18 protein-coding genes are annotated in these 20,751 nt (G+C 56.1%); 4 read left to right on the forward strand and 14 right to left on the reverse strand.

What is annotated here, in order from left to right:
* Positions 1 to 101: 101 nt before the first annotated feature.
* The 10 genes from ACJJIL_RS20950 to ACJJIL_RS20995 all read right to left on the reverse strand — a co-directional run bounded on the left by ACJJIL_RS20950 (position 102) and on the right by ACJJIL_RS20995 (position 11,905).
* Complete coding sequence (locus tag ACJJIL_RS20950; RefSeq protein WP_445359320.1) at positions 102 to 1,295, reverse strand: ATP phosphoribosyltransferase regulatory subunit; 1,194 nt, start codon at positions 1,293 to 1,295, stop codon at positions 102 to 104.
* 199 nt (positions 1,296 to 1,494) lie between these two features.
* Positions 1,495 to 2,367: a protease modulator HflC gene (gene hflC / locus ACJJIL_RS20955; RefSeq protein WP_282930281.1), complete on the reverse strand. Its 873-nt coding sequence runs from the start codon at positions 2,365 to 2,367 to the stop codon at positions 1,495 to 1,497.
* 11 nt (positions 2,368 to 2,378) lie between these two features.
* Positions 2,379 to 3,533: an FtsH protease activity modulator HflK gene (gene hflK, locus ACJJIL_RS20960; protein ID WP_282930282.1), complete on the reverse strand. Its 1,155-nt coding sequence runs from the start codon at positions 3,531 to 3,533 to the stop codon at positions 2,379 to 2,381.
* Positions 3,534 to 3,719: 186 nt separating this feature from the next.
* Positions 3,720 to 5,030, reverse strand: a complete 1,311-nt coding sequence (gene hflX / locus ACJJIL_RS20965) for a ribosome rescue GTPase HflX (RefSeq protein WP_413664097.1) — start codon at positions 5,028 to 5,030, stop codon at positions 3,720 to 3,722.
* A 131-nt stretch (positions 5,031 to 5,161) separates the two neighbouring features.
* Positions 5,162 to 5,446 (reverse strand): RNA chaperone Hfq, encoded by a 285-nt coding sequence (hfq, locus tag ACJJIL_RS20970; protein WP_020413623.1) that lies wholly within the window; start codon positions 5,444 to 5,446, stop codon positions 5,162 to 5,164.
* 191 nt (positions 5,447 to 5,637) lie between these two features.
* Positions 5,638 to 6,561, reverse strand: coding sequence for a tRNA (adenosine(37)-N6)-dimethylallyltransferase MiaA (gene miaA / locus ACJJIL_RS20975; protein WP_444935152.1), 924 nt, complete (start codon positions 6,559 to 6,561; stop codon positions 5,638 to 5,640).
* 70 nt (positions 6,562 to 6,631) lie between these two features.
* Positions 6,632 to 8,518: a DNA mismatch repair endonuclease MutL gene (mutL, locus tag ACJJIL_RS20980; protein WP_445359319.1), complete on the reverse strand. Its 1,887-nt coding sequence runs from the start codon at positions 8,516 to 8,518 to the stop codon at positions 6,632 to 6,634.
* 45 nt (positions 8,519 to 8,563) lie between these two features.
* Positions 8,564 to 9,874 carry an N-acetylmuramoyl-L-alanine amidase gene (locus tag ACJJIL_RS20985; RefSeq protein WP_108731444.1) on the reverse strand — a complete coding sequence of 437 codons (1,311 nt, stop codon included), beginning with the start codon at positions 9,872 to 9,874 and terminating at the stop codon, positions 8,564 to 8,566.
* A gap of 55 nt (positions 9,875 to 9,929) precedes the next feature.
* Positions 9,930 to 10,424, reverse strand: coding sequence for a tRNA (adenosine(37)-N6)-threonylcarbamoyltransferase complex ATPase subunit type 1 TsaE (gene tsaE, locus ACJJIL_RS20990; RefSeq protein ID WP_445359318.1), 495 nt, complete (start codon positions 10,422 to 10,424; stop codon positions 9,930 to 9,932).
* Positions 10,424 to 11,905, reverse strand: a complete 1,482-nt coding sequence (locus tag ACJJIL_RS20995; RefSeq protein ID WP_445359317.1) for an NAD(P)H-hydrate dehydratase — start codon at positions 11,903 to 11,905, stop codon at positions 10,424 to 10,426. Before ACJJIL_RS20995 ends, tsaE begins: the two co-directional genes overlap by 1 nt.
* Positions 11,906 to 12,039: 134 nt before the next feature.
* Between ACJJIL_RS20995 and queG the strand changes: the two genes are divergently transcribed.
* Entirely contained in the window at positions 12,040 to 13,149 is a 1,110-nt protein-coding gene (queG, locus tag ACJJIL_RS21000) for a tRNA epoxyqueuosine(34) reductase QueG (protein WP_445360679.1), read from the forward strand.
* A gap of 13 nt (positions 13,150 to 13,162) precedes the next feature.
* On the opposite strand, the gene orn is transcribed toward queG, so the two are convergent.
* The gene (gene orn, locus ACJJIL_RS21005) at positions 13,163 to 13,702 is read right to left on the reverse strand and encodes an oligoribonuclease (RefSeq protein WP_108731440.1); all 540 of its coding nucleotides are present in this window, start codon (positions 13,700 to 13,702) and stop codon (positions 13,163 to 13,165) included.
* 86 nt (positions 13,703 to 13,788) lie between these two features.
* On the opposite strand from orn, the gene rsgA reads away from it, so the two are divergent.
* From rsgA to asd, 3 genes are read left to right on the forward strand one after another with little or no spacing between them, the layout of a single operon-like run.
* Positions 13,789 to 14,829, forward strand: a complete 1,041-nt coding sequence (rsgA, locus tag ACJJIL_RS21010) for a small ribosomal subunit biogenesis GTPase RsgA (protein WP_413664090.1) — start codon at positions 13,789 to 13,791, stop codon at positions 14,827 to 14,829.
* The gene (locus tag ACJJIL_RS21015; protein WP_413664089.1) at positions 14,826 to 15,620 is read left to right on the forward strand and encodes a sulfurtransferase; all 795 of its coding nucleotides are present in this window, start codon (positions 14,826 to 14,828) and stop codon (positions 15,618 to 15,620) included. Before rsgA ends, ACJJIL_RS21015 begins: the two co-directional genes overlap by 4 nt.
* 25 nt (positions 15,621 to 15,645) lie before the next feature.
* Positions 15,646 to 16,509 carry an archaetidylserine decarboxylase gene (asd, locus tag ACJJIL_RS21020; RefSeq protein WP_413664088.1) on the forward strand — a complete coding sequence of 288 codons (864 nt, stop codon included), beginning with the start codon at positions 15,646 to 15,648 and terminating at the stop codon, positions 16,507 to 16,509.
* 51 nt (positions 16,510 to 16,560) lie between these two features.
* Here asd and ACJJIL_RS21025 read toward each other — a convergent pair whose 3' ends face one another.
* The 3 genes from ACJJIL_RS21025 to ACJJIL_RS21035 all read right to left on the reverse strand — a co-directional run bounded on the left by ACJJIL_RS21025 (position 16,561) and on the right by ACJJIL_RS21035 (position 20,742).
* Positions 16,561 to 17,913: a cyclic di-GMP phosphodiesterase gene (locus ACJJIL_RS21025; protein ID WP_413664087.1), complete on the reverse strand. Its 1,353-nt coding sequence runs from the start codon at positions 17,911 to 17,913 to the stop codon at positions 16,561 to 16,563.
* A gap of 170 nt (positions 17,914 to 18,083) precedes the next feature.
* Complete coding sequence (gene hemE, locus ACJJIL_RS21030; RefSeq protein WP_413664086.1) at positions 18,084 to 19,163, reverse strand: uroporphyrinogen decarboxylase; 1,080 nt, start codon at positions 19,161 to 19,163, stop codon at positions 18,084 to 18,086.
* Between the two features lie 160 nt (positions 19,164 to 19,323).
* Positions 19,324 to 20,742: a glutamate synthase small subunit GltD family protein gene (locus ACJJIL_RS21035; protein ID WP_413664085.1), complete on the reverse strand. Its 1,419-nt coding sequence runs from the start codon at positions 20,740 to 20,742 to the stop codon at positions 19,324 to 19,326.
* Positions 20,743 to 20,751 lie beyond the last annotated feature (9 nt).

Genomic DNA, 20,751 nt, shown 5'->3' on the forward strand with positions numbered 1-20,751 from the left:
TCTAAACTCAGGTTTTTCTCTGCGGGAGCCGGGGCCCCACATAAATGGATGTCTGCGGGTAGGCCCGCGCGATAATAGGCACATCCACTGCGCCCGAAAAATCAGTCTCGTGGTTTTACTACCCACGAATCACCCTCAGCAACCAACTCGCGGTCACAGCGGGAATCCAGTTCACTATCGGCACCACCAGCGAGAGCTGTGATGACCACTTCGCCTTGAGCCCGGAGCTCGTGAATCGCCTTCCACAGTTCAGCGCCCTGGGAGCCTCTGACATCTGGCGCCAGTATCGCAGCGCCCTCTTCAACGGCGGCGCTGCCCAGATTACTCAATGCCACCAGGTCACTACTGAAGCCTGTTGCTGGGCGATCGCGCCCAAACACGGCTCCGATACCGTTGTAGCGTCCACCGTTGGCCAATGCCTGGCCGTGGCCCGGTGTGTAGGCGGCGAATACCAGACCTGTTTCATAGTCGTAGCCGCGTACTTCACTCAAATCGAAGAACAGTGTCACCTCTGGATAACGCTCATTCAGAGCCTCAGCTACCTGCCTCAAATCGGAGACTGCCGCCAACAAATTTTGCGGGGCTCCAGAAAAGAGTTCACGAGCCTTATCCAGGCATTCCCGTCCCCCAACCAGCCCCGGGAGTGCCTTCAGCCACTCGGCAGCCTTCTGGTCGCCAACATTCTCCTCGACCCACTCGCACAGATCAGCAGTCGCCTTGCTCTGTAACATTGCCAACAGGGCGCTGCGCTGCTCGTCATTGAGGCCCGCCGCTTCAACCAGATTCTGGTAAATCGCGACGTGGCCCAGGTCCAGGTGCACTTGGCTGACACCCGCTACCTGAAGGCTTTGCAGCATCAGCGAGATCACCTCGAGGTCTGCACCGAGGTTGTCCACACCAAACAGTTCGGCACCAACCTGTATCGGCGCTCGCGAACCCATCGGGGTTCGCGGCTTGGTGTACACCACCTGACCGGCATAGCAGAGGCGGTTAGCGCCTCTGCGGGGAAAGCTGTGGGCATCGATCCGGGCAGTCTGCGGAGTCATATCCGCGCGTATACCCAAAGTGCGACCAGATATCTGGTCGGTGACCTTAAAGGTGCTCAGATCTACATCATGGCCCATCCCAATCAGGAGGGACTCGGTGAATTCCAACATCGGCGGTATCACCAACTCGTACCCCCAACAGTGGTAGAGGTCCAGTAGTTGGCGGCGCAGAGTCTCCAATTGCACGGCATCCGCAGGCAGAATTTCTGCAATGCCATCCGGTAACATCCAGCGATCGGCTTGAGTCATGATGAAATGAATTCGTCAGCGAAGAAATTGCGGTGCCACAGCGCTTGCCACAAACGAGCCGCAGCACTTCCCACAAAAAAACCGGGCTGGGCCCGGTTTGCGTGATTTTAGCATCAAGTGCTAACAGGAAGGTAGGGTTATCGAATCTAACCCGGCGCCTATAGCACCAGTTGCCCAGTGCTACACAGCATTTTCAGCCCTACTCTCCTTTCGGGTCTTTCAGGTAGCGGAAGAATTCGCTATCTGGATCGACCAGCAGCATATCTGACTTGCTCCGGAAGGACTCCTTATAAGCCTGCAGACTGCGGGTAAAGCGGTAAAACTCCGGATTCTTGCTGTAGGCCGCAGCGTAAATAGCTGCCGCCTCTGCATCACCCGCACCGCGTAACTCTTCCGCCTGGCGGTAGGCCTCAGACTCAATCACCACTCTTTGGCGATTGGCATTAGCCTTGATACGCTCACTGGCCTCCTGACCCTTGGCGCGATGATCCCGCGCCTCCAGCTCACGGCCAGCGCGCATACGCTGGAACACAGACTCGGAGACTTCTGGTGGCAGGTCAATCCGCTTGACGCGCACATCAATCACATGCACTCCCAGGTCATCCTGAGCCACCTTATTCAGGTTCTTGGTGATCTCCGCCATCAACTCATCGCGCTCGCCACTGACTACCTCATGCAGATCGCGCACACCAAACTCGTTCCGGAGCTGATCATTGATCCGCTCCGACAGCAGGCGCACCGCATTGCGATCGTCACCACGAGTGGCGATATAAAACTTATCCACATCAGAGATTCGATATTTGGCATACGAATCAACCATCATGAATTTGTTTTCACTGTTGAGCATACGAACGGGGCTGGAATCCACCGTCTGAATACGCGCATCAAACTTGCGCAACCTTTCCGCAAAAGGGATTTTGAAGTAGAGACCCGGCTCGGTGTAGGTGCGCACCAGCTCACCAAAGCGCAGTAACACGGCTTTTTCAGTCTCTTTCACTACAAAGGCGCTGGAAGAAAGTACCAGTACTCCAACCAGGATGACAACAATGATACCCAGTGTTTTGTTATTCATATCATCCCCTCCTAGCGAATAGTCTGACTGCGACGGGTGCTGGCGTCATCCCGACGAAGGCGCTCAATAACACGCTGATAGACTTCCTCAATCATTACAGGCGAGGTGTCCTGGCTTTGGGCTGCTCGCGCTGCTCCAGCGCCGCCTTGTGCCAATTTATCTAGTGGCAGGTACATCATGTTATTGCCGCCCTCGACATCCACCATCACCTTGGAGGTGTTGGCCATCACGTCCTGTACCGCATCCAAGTAGAGACGCTCGCGGGTAACTTCCGGGGCACGCTCATATTCAGCCAGCAGTTTCTCAAAGCGCACAGCTTCACCTCGGGCACTCTCGATGACGCGGGCTTTGTATGCCTCGGCCTCTTCGATAATGCGCTGAGCCTGACCGCGGGCAACCGGGATTATCTGGTTAGCATCAGCCTGAGCTTCATTTTGCAGACGCACCTCGTCCTCACGGGCTTTGGTTACATCGTCAAACGCATCCTGCACTTCGCGCGGCGCCTTAGCATCAGTCAGGTTAACCACATCAATGCGTATACCGGTCTGGTACAGGTCCAGATATTCCTGTAATCGTTCCTGCGTATCGGCAGATACTTGGGTCCGGTTCTGGGAAATCACACCGTTTAAAGTGAGAGAGCCCACCACGTGACGAAGGGCGCTGTCGGTGGCTTCCTGCAAGCTCTTCACCGGATCGCGAACACGCAGTACAAAAGACTCAGCATCCCCAACCTGCCACTGCACAGTGAGTACCACTTCTACGATATTGGCGTCTTCGGTCAGCATCTGACCGGTAGTGCGCTCGGTACGCACCTCAGTCATATTGACCTTGGTGACGTTATCGATAAGCGGCGGATTCCAGTGCAGGCCAGCAGATTCCGTGGAGTGGTATTTGCCCAGGCGCAAAACAACCGCCTGTTCGTTGGCGTTGACCTGGTAAATCCCCAGGCCGCCATAAATCAATACGGCGAGACCAATAACCAGTACCCAGGGAAATTTGACAGAGTCGCCACTTGGGCTGCCGCTGCCACCACCACCAAACAGGCCACCTAGTTTCTGCTGAATTTTTCGCAGTAGTTCATCGAGATCGGGCGGGCCTCCGTTATTGCGGTTACCGCCACCACCCCAGGGGTCTTTATTGTTACCACCCGGCTCATTCCAGGCCATTTAACTTACTCCAACTATGATCACTTAATCTTTTACTTCGGCGGATTCTAGCATCCATTGCCGACAAAATATTGCCGACAGGCCCTAGCCTGAGGCAAGTGGGCAGTCTGCGGAGACCAACCCCGAACAAATTCGACTAAAGGTCGCAATATGACCTGAATTTTAAAATCAATGTTTATACGACAACTACTCAGCAATGGGTTCTTCCAAAACCCATTCCGGCGCGTCATTGCCAGCAATATGTGGCGCCAGCAGACGCTGGAAATCACTACGCGGCAATAATATTTGCAATTCGCAGTCACCATTGTCGCGATAGACTTCCGACTGTACCGCATTAATTTCAAATAGCTGCGCTCGCAGTCTGGACTGATGAGGCTTCACTACCAGTTGCCCGCGCACCATTTGCTCGCCCAGGCGCTCGGCAATAGCCTCAATTAAAAGTTCACAACCCGCGCCTGTTACCGCAGAGAGCCAAACTGCCCGGGGTACACCCTGATCATCCCGGTCTATACGCGGTTCAAAATCTGCCAGCAGGTCAATTTTGTTATAAACCACCAGTTGCGGCAGTTCTGAAGCATCAATTTCCTCCAGAACCGTTTGCACCTCTTCCATCAGGTGTAACCGATCATCTGCCGCAGCGTCCACCACATGTAGAAGCAACGTCGCACTGGCGGCTTCTTCCAGGGTTGCCCGGAATGCCTCTACCAGTTTATGCGGCAAGTGAGAGACAAATCCCACCGTATCAGCCAATACCATGGCGCCAACATTGGGTAATTCAACCCTGCGCATGGTCGGGTCGAGGGTGGCAAACAATTGGTCCCTGACATAGACATCTGCATCGGTCAGGCGATTAAACAGGGTCGACTTGCCCGCATTGGTGTAGCCAACCAGAGATACGGTGGCCATTTCTGCCCGGGAACGCGCGCGGCGCCCCTGCTCCCGCTGGCGGCGTACCTTTTCCAGCCGCTTCTCGATGGAGTCTATGCGCGCGCGCAGCAATCGCCGGTCTGTCTCCAACTGGGTTTCTCCGGGCCCACGCAAGCCGATACCACCCTTTTGCCTCTCCAGGTGGGTCCAACCTCGCACCAGCCGCGTTGCCATATGGCGCAGCTGGGCCAATTCCACCTGAAGCTTACCCTCGTGAGTTCGCGCACGCTGGGCAAAAATATCCAGAATAAGTCCTGTGCGATCCAGCACCCGGCACTTTAATTCGCGCTCAATATTGCGCTCCTGACTCGGAGACAGGATGTGATCAAAGATAACCAAGGCGGCTTCCTGATCTTTGACCACCTGGCGAATCTCCTCCAACTTACCTCGGCCAACAAAGGTCTTTGGGTCTGGAGTGGCGCGCTGGCCGAAAATAAAACTGACAGGATCTGCTCCGGCAGATAGGGCCAACTCCTCAAATTCACGAGGGTCGTCGGGACTGTCGATGGCGGAGAGTTCTAGGTGTACCAGTACTGCGAGCTCACCGGATTCCGGTCGATCGAAAAACAATGGGAATTCTCTATTGCGAAAAGGGCGCGATAAGCCCTGACTGAGGTGACAACCGGCAAGCCCTGCAAGGGGCTCACCGAGCTGCTGGCGCCCCGGCAAAACGGGGTGCAGGTGAAATTGATACGGATCTTTTAGCTAAAGGATTCGCGCTCACCGCCTTCACCATTACCCTCGCCGCCGTGCTGGGCTGCGGGATTCAATAGCGGTACGCGCACTGCACGCGACGGAACAACCGTAGAAATGGCGTGCTTATACACCATTTGGCTCACAGTATTTTTGAGTAACACCACGAACTGGTCGAAGGATTCAATTTGCCCTTGGAGCTTGATGCCGTTTACCAGATAGATAGAAACCGGAATACGCTCTTTGCGCAATACGTTGAGGTAAGGGTCTTGTAAGCTGTGCCCTTTTGACATCTTTTTTCTCCTTGTCAAAAAGCTGAATGCGGTATGCAGGCCGCAATCGCACCCGCGAAGAGCGCGGATCAAAAAACGACTGAGGTTGAATACGCGTATAAGTAGTGTAGTAGCGAGCCGGAAAAGGCCGGACTCTGTGAAAACTGACTGAACGGGCTTGTCGTTTAATAGCCCAACCACGTTATGGATGCTTAAGCGAGAAATTTCAAGGCTTCAGCCAATATTTCGTCATTCTCACGCACCCCACCTTGCTCATCCTGAGTGTACAAAGTTAGCAGGTCTGGCCAGCGCCGCAGCCAGGTTAACTGGCGCTTGGCAAGCTGCCTCGTCGCCGCAATTCCAGCGGCCACCATATCATCGTAATCGGTTTGGCCTTGCAAGTGTTGCCAAACTTGTCGATATCCCACCGCGCGAATTGCCGGTAAGTCCTCGTGCAGGTCTCCTCGGTCCAGCAGACCCTTGACTTCATCAATAAAGCCCGCCGCTAGCATCTTGCGAAAACGCAGTTCGATGCGCTGGTGAAGCAGGGAGCGATCGCGGGGCATAATGGCCATCTGGCACACCTGGTACTGCTCCTGTATTCCCCCAGCTTCCTGCTCGCGACGCAACTGCGAAAGCGGAACACCGGTGAGGCGGTAAACTTCCAGCCCCCTTTCGATACGCACCGAATGGTTGGGATGTAGCTCTGCCGCCAACTGCGGGTCCACCTGGGCCAGCTCTGCATGCAATGCGGGCCACCCTTCACGCTCTGCGCGAGCTTCTATTTCTGCTCTCACCGCTGCGTCCGCCTCAGGCAATTTTGCCATGCCTTCCAACAGAGCACGGAAATACAACATAGTTCCGCCAACCAGTAATGGCACTTTACCAGCAGCGCTAATTTCTGCCATAGCTTCCAGCGCATCTTTGCGGAAACGACCTGCCGAATAGGACTCAGACGGGTCACAGATATCGATCAAACGGTGAGGGTATGCTGCTAGCTCTTCTACTGAGGGCTTGGCCGAGCCGATATCAAGGCCTCGATATACGAGAGCGGAATCAACACTGATTAATTCCACGGGCAAACGATCGGCGAGCGCCATGGCCAGATCCGTTTTGCCGGAGGCCGTTGGACCCATCAAGAAAATTACACGGGGCTTATCACCCGGCAAGCTGTTATTCAAACTACCACCCACTTCTGCCGCGTACCTATTGGCCGCGCATAAACCACTTATCCATATCTGCCAGTTTAACCTGGGTCCAGGTCGGGCGACCGTGGTTACACTGGCCACTGCGCTCCGTGCGTTCCATGTCCCGCAACAGAGCATTCATTTCCGGGATTGTCAGGCGTCGATTTGCGCGAACAGAACCGTGACAAGCCATTGTCCCCAGCACTTCGTTGATACGCTCATCAATACGGGCGCTGTCGCCTTCGCCGAGCAGGTCTGAGAGTACATCGCGCACCAGCTGTTCCACTTCCGCGCCGTGTAGCATTGTGGGTACCTGGCGCACCAGCAAAGTCTCCGGGCCGGCCCGCTGCAATACGAAACCAAGCGCGGTAAACACCTCGCTGCGCTCCTCGAAGCAGTCCGCTTCCCGCTGGCTGACGGCCAGGCTTACAGGAACCAGAAGGGGCTGAGCCTGGATTCCACCGGCCGCATAAGCCACTTTCATCTGCTCATAGACAATGCGCTCATGGGCAGCGTGCATATCGACAACAACCATCCCGTGCTCGTTTTGCGCGAGAATATAGATTCCGTGCAACTGCGCCAGGGCAAAGCCCAGCGGCGGCACTTCTGATTCGCTTTCAATGCTCGCACCGGCCCCTATGGTCGCCCCGGAAGACGCTTGGGGCACAGACACTGGCCGGCTGCTAGGGGCATCCTGCAGCTGTTGTGTCGCCGGAGATGAGTCCTCATACGGTTGGTGCAGAGCGCCGTAAGCATTCATCTGCTCGCGCAAATTTGAGGGCGAGGGGCGATTGCTGAGTGGCATTTTATGCTGCCCGGCAAATTCACCGGCCTGCAAACCCGTGACCTGTTCCTGGCGTTCCTGCTCCGGCTCGCTTTCTGTTTCCTCTTTCTGCCCCGGGCGCACATCCGCCAGGGCCCGATGCAAACTGCCAAACAGGAAGTCGTGTACCAGGCGACTATCGCGAAAACGCACTTCGTGTTTGGTCGGGTGCACATTCACATCGACGGAAGCCGGGTCCAGCTCCAGGTAAAGTACAAATGCCGGATGTCGACCGTGGTACAAAACATCGGCGAACGCCCGGCGCACCGCGTGGCTGACCACTTTGTCGCGAATAGCCCGGCCATTGACATAAAAGAATTGTAAGTCGGCCTGGGAGCGCGAGAATGCGGGCTCCGCAACCCACCCCCACAGGCGCAGGCCGCTGCGCTCCACGTCGATATGCAGCGCATTCTGCATAAACGCCGGCCCACACACCTGGGCGACACGGCGCTCCATTTCCACCCGCCCGGTGCCCGCGCGCAGATTATGCACACCCTTGCCGTTGTGGCGCAGGCTGATAGATACATCAAATCGGGACAGCGCCAAGCGCTTAATCGTCTCGTCAATGCGATTGAATTCTGTTTTTTCTGTGCGCAGGAATTTCCGCCGAGCGGGCGTATTGAAGAACAGGTCGCGCACATCCACCGTGGTGCCACGGGGGTGAGCCGAGGGCGCGAGCTGTGCCTGCATGTCGCGGCCCTCCGCACTTACCTGCCACCCCTTGCCGCTTTCATCGCGGCTGCTGGTCAATGCCAGACGCGCCACCGAGGAAATACTGGCGAGGGCCTCACCGCGAAAGCCCAGGGTGGCCACCGCCTCCAGATCCTCCAAAGCGTGAATCTTGGAAGTCGCATGGCGGGCCAGGGCCATTGGCAGGTCTTCCCGCTCTATGCCCTTGCCGTTATCGCGCACTTTCATGCGCTTGCTACCCCCGCCGTCCACATCGACCTCAAGTCGTGTAGCGCCCGCATCAAGGCTGTTTTCCAGCAACTCCTTGATTACTGATGCCGGGCGCTCAACGACTTCACCAGCCGCGATCTGGTTGGCAAGGCGGGGAGAGAGTTGCTGGATTTTATCGTGCATGAATCTGGCCTGTTAATGCTGCAAGGACCGCTCGACACTGAGGTCTCAGCCGGAAGGAATGCTCAGGGTCTGCCCCACTCGAATCACGGAGTTCTTGATGCCATTCGCTCTCATCAGGGCGGCGACGGAAATATTATATCGCGCCGCGATACCCGAAAGGGTCTCCCCGCGGGCGATAACGTGGTTGCGAGACTTATCGCTCTGGTTGGCGGCGAGCCAGGTATCCGCCGGGGGGCGACTCTTAAAGTGCGCCACTATACCGTCACTGAGCTTTTGCGCCAGCTTGCGCTGGAAACTGGGATCGCGCAGGCGTTTCGCTTCCTGGGGATTAGTAATAAAACCCGTCTCCACCAAAATTGAAGGCACATCCGGCGAACGCAGCACCGAGAAATTGGCCTGCTCCACCTGTTTTTTATGCAGGTGAGTGACGGTGCCAATCTGTGACAGCACACTGGCGCCGATATCCAGGCTGGCATTCATGGTGGCAGTCATGGAGAGGTCGAGCAATACGCCGGCAAGGGTGTCATCCTTATCGCCCAGGCTCAAACTGCCGGCACCACCGATAAGATCGGATTCGTTTTCCCGCGCGGCCAAAAAGCGGGCGGTTTCACTGGTTGCGCCTCGGGAAGAGACCGCATAGACCCCAGCGCCACGGGCATCTTTACGGGTAAAGGCATCGGCGTGGATCGACACAAAAAGGTCCGCACGCATATTGCGCCCAATTTTTACCCGTTCCCGCAGAGGAATATAGTAATCCCCGGTGCGCACCAGTTTGGCGGTAAAGCCCTTCTCACCGTTTATCTTTTTGTGCAGCTGTTTGGCAATCGCCAGCACCACATCCTTTTCCCGCAAGCGACCGGGACCGGAAGCCCCGGGGTCTTCCCCGCCGTGCCCTGCATCAATAGCGACAATGATATTGCGTTCACTACTGACCTGCTCCAGCGTCTTCTCGCTGCCTTTAACCTCGTCGTAAAGATCGATCACCAATCGATCCGGCAGGTTTTCATGGCGCCGCAAAGCAAAGCTGCGCGGATTGGCCTGCTGCTTAAGGTCCAATACAACCCGTAGATCTTTTTTATTCTGACGGGCGTGGCGCACCCGGGCGATCGGCGTCTTGTCCAGGTCCAACTTGTCCAGCTCGGCCTTCAACTCGGTATCAGAGAGGTCGACAACCACCCGGTGGGGACTCTTGAGGGTGAATAACTTGTGCTCTGCCGGGCCGCTCAAATCAAAAACCAGACGCGTATGGTCGGGTGCTCGCCAGACGCGCACACCTTCCACTTGCGTCGCAGAAGCTGGCAGGAAAACTGCCAGCCACAACGCGACAACTAACAGAGACCGCCACATAAAACTCATTACTTCCCAGCCCCTTTGCTTATTAGTATCAGTATTTCCCTGTGTTCAGGCGTTTTCAGGATGCTCGCAGCAGCTTTTGCAGCAGGTTAATTACGCGCTCACCCTGGGGCGAGTGCGCAATTAACCTGAGCTGGCGACCACTTTCCGGCACTTCCAACTCAACTTCCAAGTCTGGAGCGGGCAATATGCCCTCGCCCCGCTCGGGCCACTCTACAAGACTCAAACTCTGCGCAGAGAAATAATCCCGCACCCCCATAAACTCCAACTCTTCCGGGTCACCCAGACGATAGAGGTCGAAGTGGTAAACCCGGTGAGCCTCGAGTTCGTAGGGTTCCACCAGGGTGTAAGTGGGGCTCTTTACCGCACCCTCGTGCCCAAAGGCCCTCAGTACCCCCCGACAGAAAGTTGTCTTTCCCGCACCCAGCTGGCCATTTAAATACAGCGTCAGCCCCTGTTGCAGGCCCGCCGCGAGACAGGCCTGCCCGAGCAAGTTTCCGCCGGATACGGTGGCTGCTTCATCAGCCAAATGTAATTTCAATTCACTCGCCATCAATCTACCAAACGTCTAATCCAGGGCAATAAGTCCGTAGCGAGTAATCCCCGCATACCCTCTTCGGCAGCGCGATTACCCGCCTCTCCGTGTAACCACACCGCCAGTCGGGCAGCCTCCACCAGCGGCAAGTGCTGGCCAATCAATGCTGCAACAATACCGGTGAGGAGGTCTCCCATACCACCGGAAGCCATGCCCGGGTTACCGCTGTTGATCAGGTCAACACCACCATCATGTGCAATCAGGGTGCCGGCGCCTTTTAATATCACCACGCCACTGAATTTTTGCTGAACTGCAATAGCAGCTGCGCGCGGATCGGCGAGCACCTCGGCGGTATCACAACCCAGGAGGCGGGCGGCCTCCCCCACATGTGGGGTCAACACCCAGTCATCCCGCCGGACCCCGGCCAGAACCCGGCCCTCGGCGAGAATATTCAATGCATCGGCATCTACGACCAAGGGCGCCTCAGCTCGGCCGGCTCGCGCCAGCAGCTGCTCACTCCAGGGGGAGCGTCCCAAACCGGGGCCCACTGCAATTACGCTGGGGCCTTCGAGCAGCGGTTCCAGCTCCTGCCCGGAAATCACCGGATGGGCCATCACTTCTGGACTGCGAGTTAACGCTGCGGACAAATGCTCAGGGCGGGTCGCCAGGGAAATCAGCCCGGCTCCACAGCGCGCTGAGGATTGCGCAGCCATCAATGCAGCACCGCCAAATCCGGTATCACCGCCGACAACCAAAATATGGCCAAACTGGTTTTTAAAGCTATCGGCGGCACGCGCTGGCAGGCGACGGATGGCATCAGCCTCGTAACGCATAGCCAAAGGCTCAACTGCTCGGTAGGCAGCCTCAGGTGCCCCCAAGCCTTCGAAAATTACCTCTCCGCAGAGCGCCGGGCCGCGACCGCAGTAGAGCCCCATTTTGCGGCCGATAAAAGTCACCGTTATATCGGCACTGACCGCCTCGCCGGCACTGCCGGTATCGGCACTCAGACCGGAGGGGATATCCACAGCCAACACCGGGCCAGGGCTTTTGCGGATTCGCTCAACCGCATGCGCCACGCCGGAGCGCAGCTCACCGCTAAAGCCCGTTCCCAGCAATGCATCCACAATCAGTGTATTGGCATCCGCCGTATCCAGTTCTGCGAGAGAGTTCACCACCTGGACACCTTCCCTGCAGGCGTACTCATAGGCCTCCCGGGCATCGCCACTCAGGTGCTGAGGATCGGTACACGCATAGACGGAGACCGGAATTTTCTTTTGCGCGGCGAGGGCGGCAATCACATAGCCATCCCCACCGTTGTTCCCACCACCGCAGAAAACCTGGAGGCGGCCGATCTCCGGCCAGTGCCTGCGTAGATGTGAAAAAGCCGCGCGACCGGCGCGCTTCATCAGTTGAATGGAGAGGATTTCCAGTGCAGCAATCGTCTGTCGATCCAGCTCACGTACCGACTCGGCACTGTATAGAGGTTGAGGCGTGTCCATGCAGCTCCCGCGATGTGGTCAAGAATTCATCTGTGGCAAAATAGGCAATTACATCGCCATCGTTTGCGCCAACCGCAAAGTATACCGCCCCGGCCAGGCATTGTGCTTGCAGGGAATATCGAGCCGCTTTATCTATGACCGAATCACTGCTCGCCGACTTAGCCCAACAGATCAAAATTTGGGGCAGAGAACTGGGCTTCCAACAAGTGGGTATTACCGATTGCCAGCTGGAGGAGGAAGGGGAACGCCTGCGCGCCTGGATTGATGCGGGCTATCACGCTGATATGGACTGGATGGGCGCTCACGGTGAGAAACGCTGGCGCCCCGAATTATTGGAGCCGAGAACACTGCGGGTAATCAGCGTGCGTCTGGACTACCTGCCGCCGGACACCCAGCCGATTAAAGTGTTGAAGGATTCGAGTAAGGCCTATGTATCCCGCTATGCGAATGGCCGCGATTACCACAAGTTGATCCGCAAACGCCTGGCCAATCTATCAAAGCAAATTGATACCTATTGCGCCGAGCGGGGCATTGAATCGAAAGGTCGGGCTTTTACCGACAGCGCCCCGGTAATGGAGAAGGCCCTGGCAGCCAAGGCCGGCCTGGGCTGGATTGGTAAAAATACGCTGGTACTGAATTCGACCGCCGGCTCTTACTTTTTCCTCGGCGAAATCTACACCAACCTGCCACTCCCCATAGATATCAGCGAGGAGCATGATCAGTGTGGCGACTGTGTCGCCTGCCTCAGGGTTTGCCCCACCGATGCCTTTATCGATGACCGCACCCTGGATGCGCGGCGCTGCATCTCCTACCTCACTATTGAAAACAAAGGCCCAATCCCTGAGGAATTTCGCGAGCCCATCGGCAACCGGATATACGGCTGCGACGACTGCCAAATAGTGTGCCCTTGGAATAAGTTCGCCAAGCCCACCAAGGAAAAAGATTTTCATCCCCGACACGGACTGGACAATGGTGAGCTACTGAAGTTGTTTACCTGGAGCGAAGAGGAGTTCCTGCGCAAGACTGAGGGTTCGGCGATTCGCCGAATCGGCCACGAGCGCTGGCTGCGCAACCTGGCTGTAGCCCTGGGCAATGGGGAGGCCACGCCCGAAGTCATCAACACCCTGGAGAGTGCGCGCGTCGACGCCACGCCCCTGGTGCTGGAGCATATCGATTGGGCGCTGGAGCGGTTGCGCAGCGGGCGCAGGCGCAAGCGTAAAATCAAACGCAAGCCCGCTGGCTAATTGGGAGTGGGGGTCAGAGGCGGAAAAAAGTCTCGCGGTAGTGGCGCAATTCCTCAATAGAATCGCGGATATCGTCGAGCGCCAAATGGCTGCTGTGTTTTTTAACTCCATCCAAAACCTCTGGGCGCCAGCGACGAGCCAATTCCTTCACCGAGCTGACATCCAGGTTTCGGTAGTGGAAATAGGATTCCAACTCCGGCATATATTTCACCAGGAAGCGGCGATCCTGGCCGATAGAGTTGCCACACATGGGAGATGCTCCCTCAGGGACCCACTGTCGCAAGAACTCCAGGGTCTCCCTTTCCGCGTCCCTTTCGGAAATACTGGACTCTTTAACCCGCGTTACCAGCCCGGAACCACCGTGCTGTTCGGTATTCCATTCATCCATTGCATCTAGCAAGGCATCGCTCTGGTGGATGACCATTGAGGGACCCTCGGCGAGAATCTCCAGGCGTGAATCCGTCACGATTGTGGCAATTTCAATAATGCGCTCTTTGTCCGGATTCAGGCCTGTCATCTCCAGGTCAATCCAGATCAGGTTGTTCTGATCCACAACGGGTCTCCTCAAACTTTCCGCGCAAGTTACCGCAACTACCCTGCAATAGCTATAATCCGCCGCTAGTCTCCAGGTGCTAGTGCATGAGTAAACGCAAATTAAATCGCCGCCAACAGTGGCGTATCAACAAAATCCAGCAGGAACGCGAAGCCCGCGCCCGCAAGCGCGAGCAATCTGCCGAAGAGGCCCTGGAAGAGGGGCAACTGGGGCAGGAACAGATCGGTCTGGTTATTGCCAACTATGGCACACAGGTTTTAGTGGAGAGCGAGAGTGATCCGAGCCTGCGCCAGCGCTGCCATTTGCGCGCCAATATCGAAACCCTGGTGACCGGCGATCGCGTTGCCTGGCACCCTGCCAGCGAAGACAGCGATGGGGGCATTGGTGTTATCGGCGCGCGCCTGCCGCGCAATTCCGAGCTGCAAAGACCCGATCGCTACGGCGACCTCAAAACTGTCGCAGCCAATATCGATCGCATATTGATCGTTATCGCCCCTTACCCCGAACCTTTTGCCAATGCCATAGACCGCTACCTGGTAGCCGCAGAGACCACCGGCATAGCACCCATGCTGCTGCTCAACAAAACCGACCTGATCGATGAACGCAATCGCGATTCATTGGAGGAGCTACTCGCCCCCTACCCGGAGCTCGGCTATCCGGTTTTACGGTTATCCACCAAAACTGGCGAGGGCCTGCCGGAGCTGCTGGAAACCCTTGCGCAGGGATGTAGCGTTTTTGTAGGGCAGTCCGGGGTGGGCAAGTCATCCCTGGTCAACGCTCTGCTTCCCAGTGCCGGCGCCCGCACCGGTGCCTTGTCAGAGGCAACCCAAAAGGGGACTCACACCACTACAGCGGCGGAACTGTTTCACCTGCCCAGTGGGGGTGATCTGATAGACTCCCCCGGGATTCGCGAGTTTGGACTCTGGCATATGGAGGAGTCCGCCCTATTGGAAGGTTTTGTCGAATTCCGACCATTTATAGGACACTGCCGCTTTCGCGACTGCCGTCACCAGGGCGAACCCGGTTGCGCTATCCAGGAGGCTCTGACCGATGGAAAAATTAGCGAGCGCCGCATGAATAGTTTTCTGCATTTGCGCAACAGCCTGGAATCGGAGAACAAGTTTTGAAACTGATCATCGAAGCGGAAGAACTCGCGACTCAGCTTGAGCGCGAAGAACTGCTGATTGTAGACCTCAGCTCACCCCACAATTACCTCAACGGTCATATTCCAGGTGCTATTCATCTGCCGTTCCAGGCGCTGATGGCTGGCACCGCGCCCGCACCAGGCAAACTTCCCGGTATCGAACAGCTGACCCAGATTTTTCAAGCTATCGGCTTGAAGCCGGAACAACATGTGGTCGCCTGTGACGACGAAGGTGGCGGTTGGGCTGGGCGCTTTTTGTGGACCTTGGAAATGATAGGCCACCGCAATTACAGCTACTTGAATGGTGGCATGTTGGCCTGGCGAGGCGCCGGCCTTCCTCTCACTACCGAGGCACCGGATATTGAGCCGAGTGATATTCAAATCACCGTCAACAGCACAGCTGCGATGGACGCCCAGCAAATCCAGGATCAACTGGGCAATGATGAATTCCTAGTTTGGGATGCTCGCTCCCCCCAGGAATATCGCGGTGAGCGGGTCCTGGCCATGAAGGGCGGTCATATCCCGGGAGCAATCAATTGCGAGTGGACCCAATTGATGGACCCGCAAAAAGATCTGCGCATTAGAGCGGATGCCCGCGAATTCCTCGCTGCACTGGGAATTGATAGCTCACACAAGATTGTCACCCACTGCCAAAGCCATCACCGCTCCGCTTTTACCTGGTTAGTGGGCAAGTCCCTGGGATTGGATATTCGCGCTTATCCAGGCTCCTGGAGTGAGTGGGGCAATTTGCCCAATACTCCGGTACAGCAGTAGATACATTGAGAAAAGACGTAGATTTATGAACCCTAAACTTTTTGCCGCCCTGCAATACCTAACGCCGCAACATGCACTCTCCCGCGCTGCCGGCTGGTTGGCGAATACAGAGCTCAAGTGGATCAAAGATCCTTTCACCCGCTGGTTTGTTGAGAAGTACGGTGTAGATATGCAGGAGGCCAAAGAGAGCGACTGCACTGCCTACCGCACCTTCAATGAATTCTTTACCCGCGAACTGGTGGACGGAGCCCGCCCCATTGTCGAAGGGCAACACACCCTTGCCAGCCCTGCCGACGGCGCCATCAGCCAGCTGGGCCAGATCCATAACGGCCGTATTTTCCAGGCTAAAGGTCACGACTACAGCCTGGTTGAACTGGTGGGCGGTGATCCCAAGGTAGCGGCGCAATTTAATGACGGACACTTCGCCACTGTGTATCTGTCACCGAAGGATTACCACCGGGTGCATATGCCCATGGCAGGCACCCTGCGCAGCATGACCTATGTGCCCGGGCAGCTTTTCTCTGTAAATACGGTAACGGCAGAAAACGTTCCGCGCCTGTTCGCTCGCAATGAGCGCCTAGTCTGTGTATTCGATACGGAAGCAGGCCCCATGGCAATGATTCTGGTGGGTGCAATGATTGTCGCCGGTATCGAAACCGTTTGGGCCGGACAAGTCGCTCCTATCCAGCGCAAAGTCATCAGCACGGATTATCTGGATAAGGCACCCATTCACCTGGAGAAAGGTGAGGAGATGGGACGCTTTAAGTTGGGCTCTACCGTCATTATGTTATTTGGTGCGGACCAGGTGAGCTGGCTCGACCAGCTGGAAGCCGAGTCGCCTGTCCGCATGGGTGAGCATTTCGGTAATTTACTATCCGGCAAGGACTGATATTAATAAGGAGAGGCGGCAGTTTTAACAGCCGCCTCTGAAAAAGGGAGCTTATTTTGTCAGGCGCGTCAGCAGCTGCCCCAGTCGACCACCGCGGAATAAATAATTGTCGCGAATATTCGCCGCATCCACCTGAGGGTAAGCTCCGGGTTCTATATCCCTGAGGATACTGACCTTTTCCTCGACACTCATCTTGCCACGCTCGATAAGCTTCTGTTCTCGATCCTCAACTTCAGCTAAGTCACACAGGCGAGGCTTGCTGAGCGTCTGTTTTTGCCCATCGAGAACGATCATTACCTTTGGTCGCAAGCGCCGGTCGTAGGTCTGTTCCACGACCACGCCGACTTCTCCGGTGGACAACTCTACCTGGGTACCCGTGGGATAGAGGCCAATAGCCTGAATGAACTCCACTACCAACTGTTCCTGGTAGGCGATACCCCGCAGGTCATATAACTTGGCAACTGCCCGGGATGGCGCTACCGGCTCACTGGAACCTCTTGGGTTAGTGGCTTCATCATAGAAAGTCACTATTCCGCACATGCGCGCCAACACTGAAATCCTGTCACCGCGCAAGCCCTCAGGGTAACCACTACCATCGTGGCGCTCGCAGTGGGCACTAATGACCTCGATAACCTTCGGATCTATTTGTGGGTCTGCCGACAGCATCTTGACGCTATGCTGCACAAACTTTCGATACTCTAATTCACTGCGCGGATCGCGCTGCTTCATCTGCAGCACTTCCCCGTCGATAGCCAGCTTGCCTACATCCTTCAGCAGAGTAGCCACCCCGAGCTTTAGTAAATCACTGCGTGAAAGACCGATATGGCGGCCGAATAGCACCGCCCAAATACTGGCACGTACCGAGTGACTGTAGGTGTGCTCATCCTTATCTCGTACACGAGCCAGCCAGGCAAACGCATCGGGACTGCGCAGCACACTTTCTACTAAATCCTCAACGACTTGGTTGACCTGCTGTACCGGTATGGGCCTGTTGTTAGCGACAAGCCCCATCACTTCACTCATACCATAGAGGATCTGGCCGTGAAGCTTACGCGCATTACTGGCTTCTCGCTGCGCCGGCTGCGGAGGGGGGTATTTTTTATGGGAAACAGTGACAGGCTTACAAGGGATAGTGACCGCTGTGCGGCCAGAAGAACGACCTCTTGCGGAAGTGTCGCTGCCTCCGAGCAATCGGCGCAGGGTGACACCGGCACTACCGACAGTTTTGTGGACATCGACATAAACAAACCGGCAGTATTTCTGTAGTTGACGGATTTCTTCCAAATCGCGGATATAAAAACCCTGCAGCGCAAATGGGGTTCGCGTCCAAGGCCGGTCAAGCTTGGAGACAAACATGCCGCGCTGTAAATCACCGACAGAAATTTTTGCTTGTTCGATTGCCACTGGGGAAGGTGCCGACAACTGTAGTTAACGCTAAAACGCTGCCCTGAAAGACCCCGTGGCGTAAGATCCTCGGTCCTCTGGGCAAGCTCACCTTTATATCATGGAGAGATATTAAGGTTCACCCGCCCAAAGTGAGACTGTATTCACAGACTCAGAGATCAGTGGCCAGTTTAGGCGTGATATTGGGCTGACAGCTCTACCACAGCTTCAATCATGGCTCCGGCATGTTTGGGATCTACCTTCGGGGTAATTCCGTGACCTAAATTGAAAACGTGGCCACTACCCTGACCAAAAGACTTCAAAACAGCCGCCACTTCTGTGCGAATTCGTTCGGGACTCGCGTAGAGAACAGCTGGGTCCAAGTTACCTTGCAGGGCCACCTTGTCTCCCACTCGGGCGCGGGCACTGCCAATGTCTGTAGTCCAATCCAAGCCCAGGGCGTCAGCGCCGGTATCAGCCATTGCTTCCAACCACTGACCGCCTCCCTTAGTGAACAGGATGGCCGGCACTCGACGACCGTCGATTTCTTTAATCAGCCCCTGGAGAATTCTCTGCATATATTTCAGGGAGAATTCACGATAAGCACTGTGGCTGAGTGCCCCGCCCCAGGTATCAAAGATTTGTACGGCCTGGGCACCAGCGCGAATCTGGGCGTTCAGGTAATCGGTAACAGAGTCGGCCAGCACCGTGAGTAACTGGTGCATCAGCTCAGGGCGGTTGTAGAGCATTTCCTTACAGCGGGCAAAATCCTTGCTGGAGCCACCTTCAACCATATAAGTCGCCAGCGTCCAGGGGCTGCCGGAGAAGCCGATAAGCGGCACGCGACCATTCAACTCGCGGCGGATGGTGGACACGGCATTCATCACATAGTCCAAATCCTTTTCGCTGTTCACCACTTCCAGGGCTTCGATATCGGCCGCCGTGCGCAGGGGCTTGTGGAACTTCGGGCCCTCTCCTTCAGAGAAATAGAGACCCAGGCCCATGGCATCGGGAATAGTCAGGATGTCGGAAAACAGAATAGCGGCGTCCAGCGGGTAGCGCTCCAGGGGTTGCAGCGTTACCTCACAGGCCAGCTCGGTATTGCGGCACAGATCCATAAAGCTGCCAGCTTCGGCACGGCTGGCTCGATATTCCGGCAGGTAGCGTCCCGCCTGTCGCATCATCCACACAGGCGTTCGATCCACTGGCTGGCGCAGCAGGGCGCGAAGAAAGCGATCGTTTTTCAATTCGGACGGTTTGGTATCAGACATAGGCACACCGAGCGGGCTAAAAAAACGGGCATTGTACAGGGGCTTGGCCGCTATACACAGGGTGGCAAAGATATTGCGGGGTGCTTATTGAGACTGGCACAAATGTGCACGGGAAAATAGGACAGTGAGGGGCGGTGCCCTCACTGCAAATCAGCAACGATTAAATCTCCAGGTAATCGAGGATGCCCTCACCGGCCTGGCGCCCTTCCCAGATAGCGGTCACTACCAAGTCGGAGCCGCGCACCATATCGCCGCCGGCAAATACCTTCTCATTGGAGGTCTGGAATTTGTATTTTTGTTTTTCTGGAGCGACGACGCCACCCCAGTCGGCAACTTCAATATTGTGCTGCGGAAACCACTCTGCCGGGCTGGGACGGAAGCCAAAGGCCACCAGAACAATATCCGCCGGGATAATTTCTTCAGAGCCAGGCACCACCTGAGGGCGACGGCGGCCGTTTTCATCGGGCTCACCGAGCTCCGTGGTTACCACTTTAACTCCGGCCACCTTGCCATCCCCAACGATCTCAACCGGCTGGCGGTTGAACAGGAACTGTACGCCCTCTTCCTTGGCATTGGCCACCTCCCGACGCGAGCCGGGCATATTTTCCTCATCGCGGCGGTAGGCACAGGTTACGCTCTTAGCGCCCAATCGAATCGAGCTGCGGTTACAGTCCATGGCGGTATCACCACCACCGAGAACCACCACGCGCTTGCCCTCAACCGAAACAAATTCCGAGGCGTCGCGCTCCCAGCCCATATTGCGATTTACGTTGGCAATCAGGAATGGCAAAGCATCGTGAACACCAGGCAGATCTTCACCGGGGAAGCCGCCTCTCATATAGTTGTAAGTGCCCATCCCCATAAAGACAGCATCGTAGTCATTGAGCAGCTGCTCAAAACTGATGTCCTTACCTACTTCAGTATTGAGACAGAACTCAACGCCCATCTCAGTAAACACTTCCCGGCGCTGCTGCATTACCGACTTCTCCAGCTTGAACTCGGGAATACCAAAGGTAATCAGGCCGCCAATTTCCGGGTGCTTGTCGAACACCACCGGCTGCACGCCGTTGCGCACCAAAATATCAGCGCAGCCCAGACCCGCCGGGCCGGCACCAATCACCGCCACTCGCTTGCCCGTTTTCTCAACATGGCTTAAGTCTGGACGCCAACCCAGGGCGAAGGCTGTATCAGTAATGTACTTTTCCGCATTGCCGATGGTGACCGCACCAAAGCCATCATTGAGGGTACATGCGCCCTCACAGAGACGGTCCTGGGGACAAACCCGACCACAGACTTCCGGCAAAGTATTGGTTTCGTGGCAGAGTTCAGCTGCCTCAATAACATTGCCCTCACTGATCAGCTTCAACCAGTTGGGGATGTAGTTGTGTACCGGGCACTTCCATTCGCAATAGGGGTTGCCACAATCCAGGCAGCGGTGCGCCTGGCTGGCCACCTGCCGCTCACTGAAAGGCTCATAAATTTCAACAAACTCGCCGGTGCGGGTGATGATGTCCTTCTTCGGCGGATCGATGCGACTTACGTCGATAAACTGGAAGTCGTTGTTCAGTCTGTCTTTCATACTGTTTCT

This window comes from Microbulbifer maximicatervae (SeqCode) (assembly GCF_052468095.1).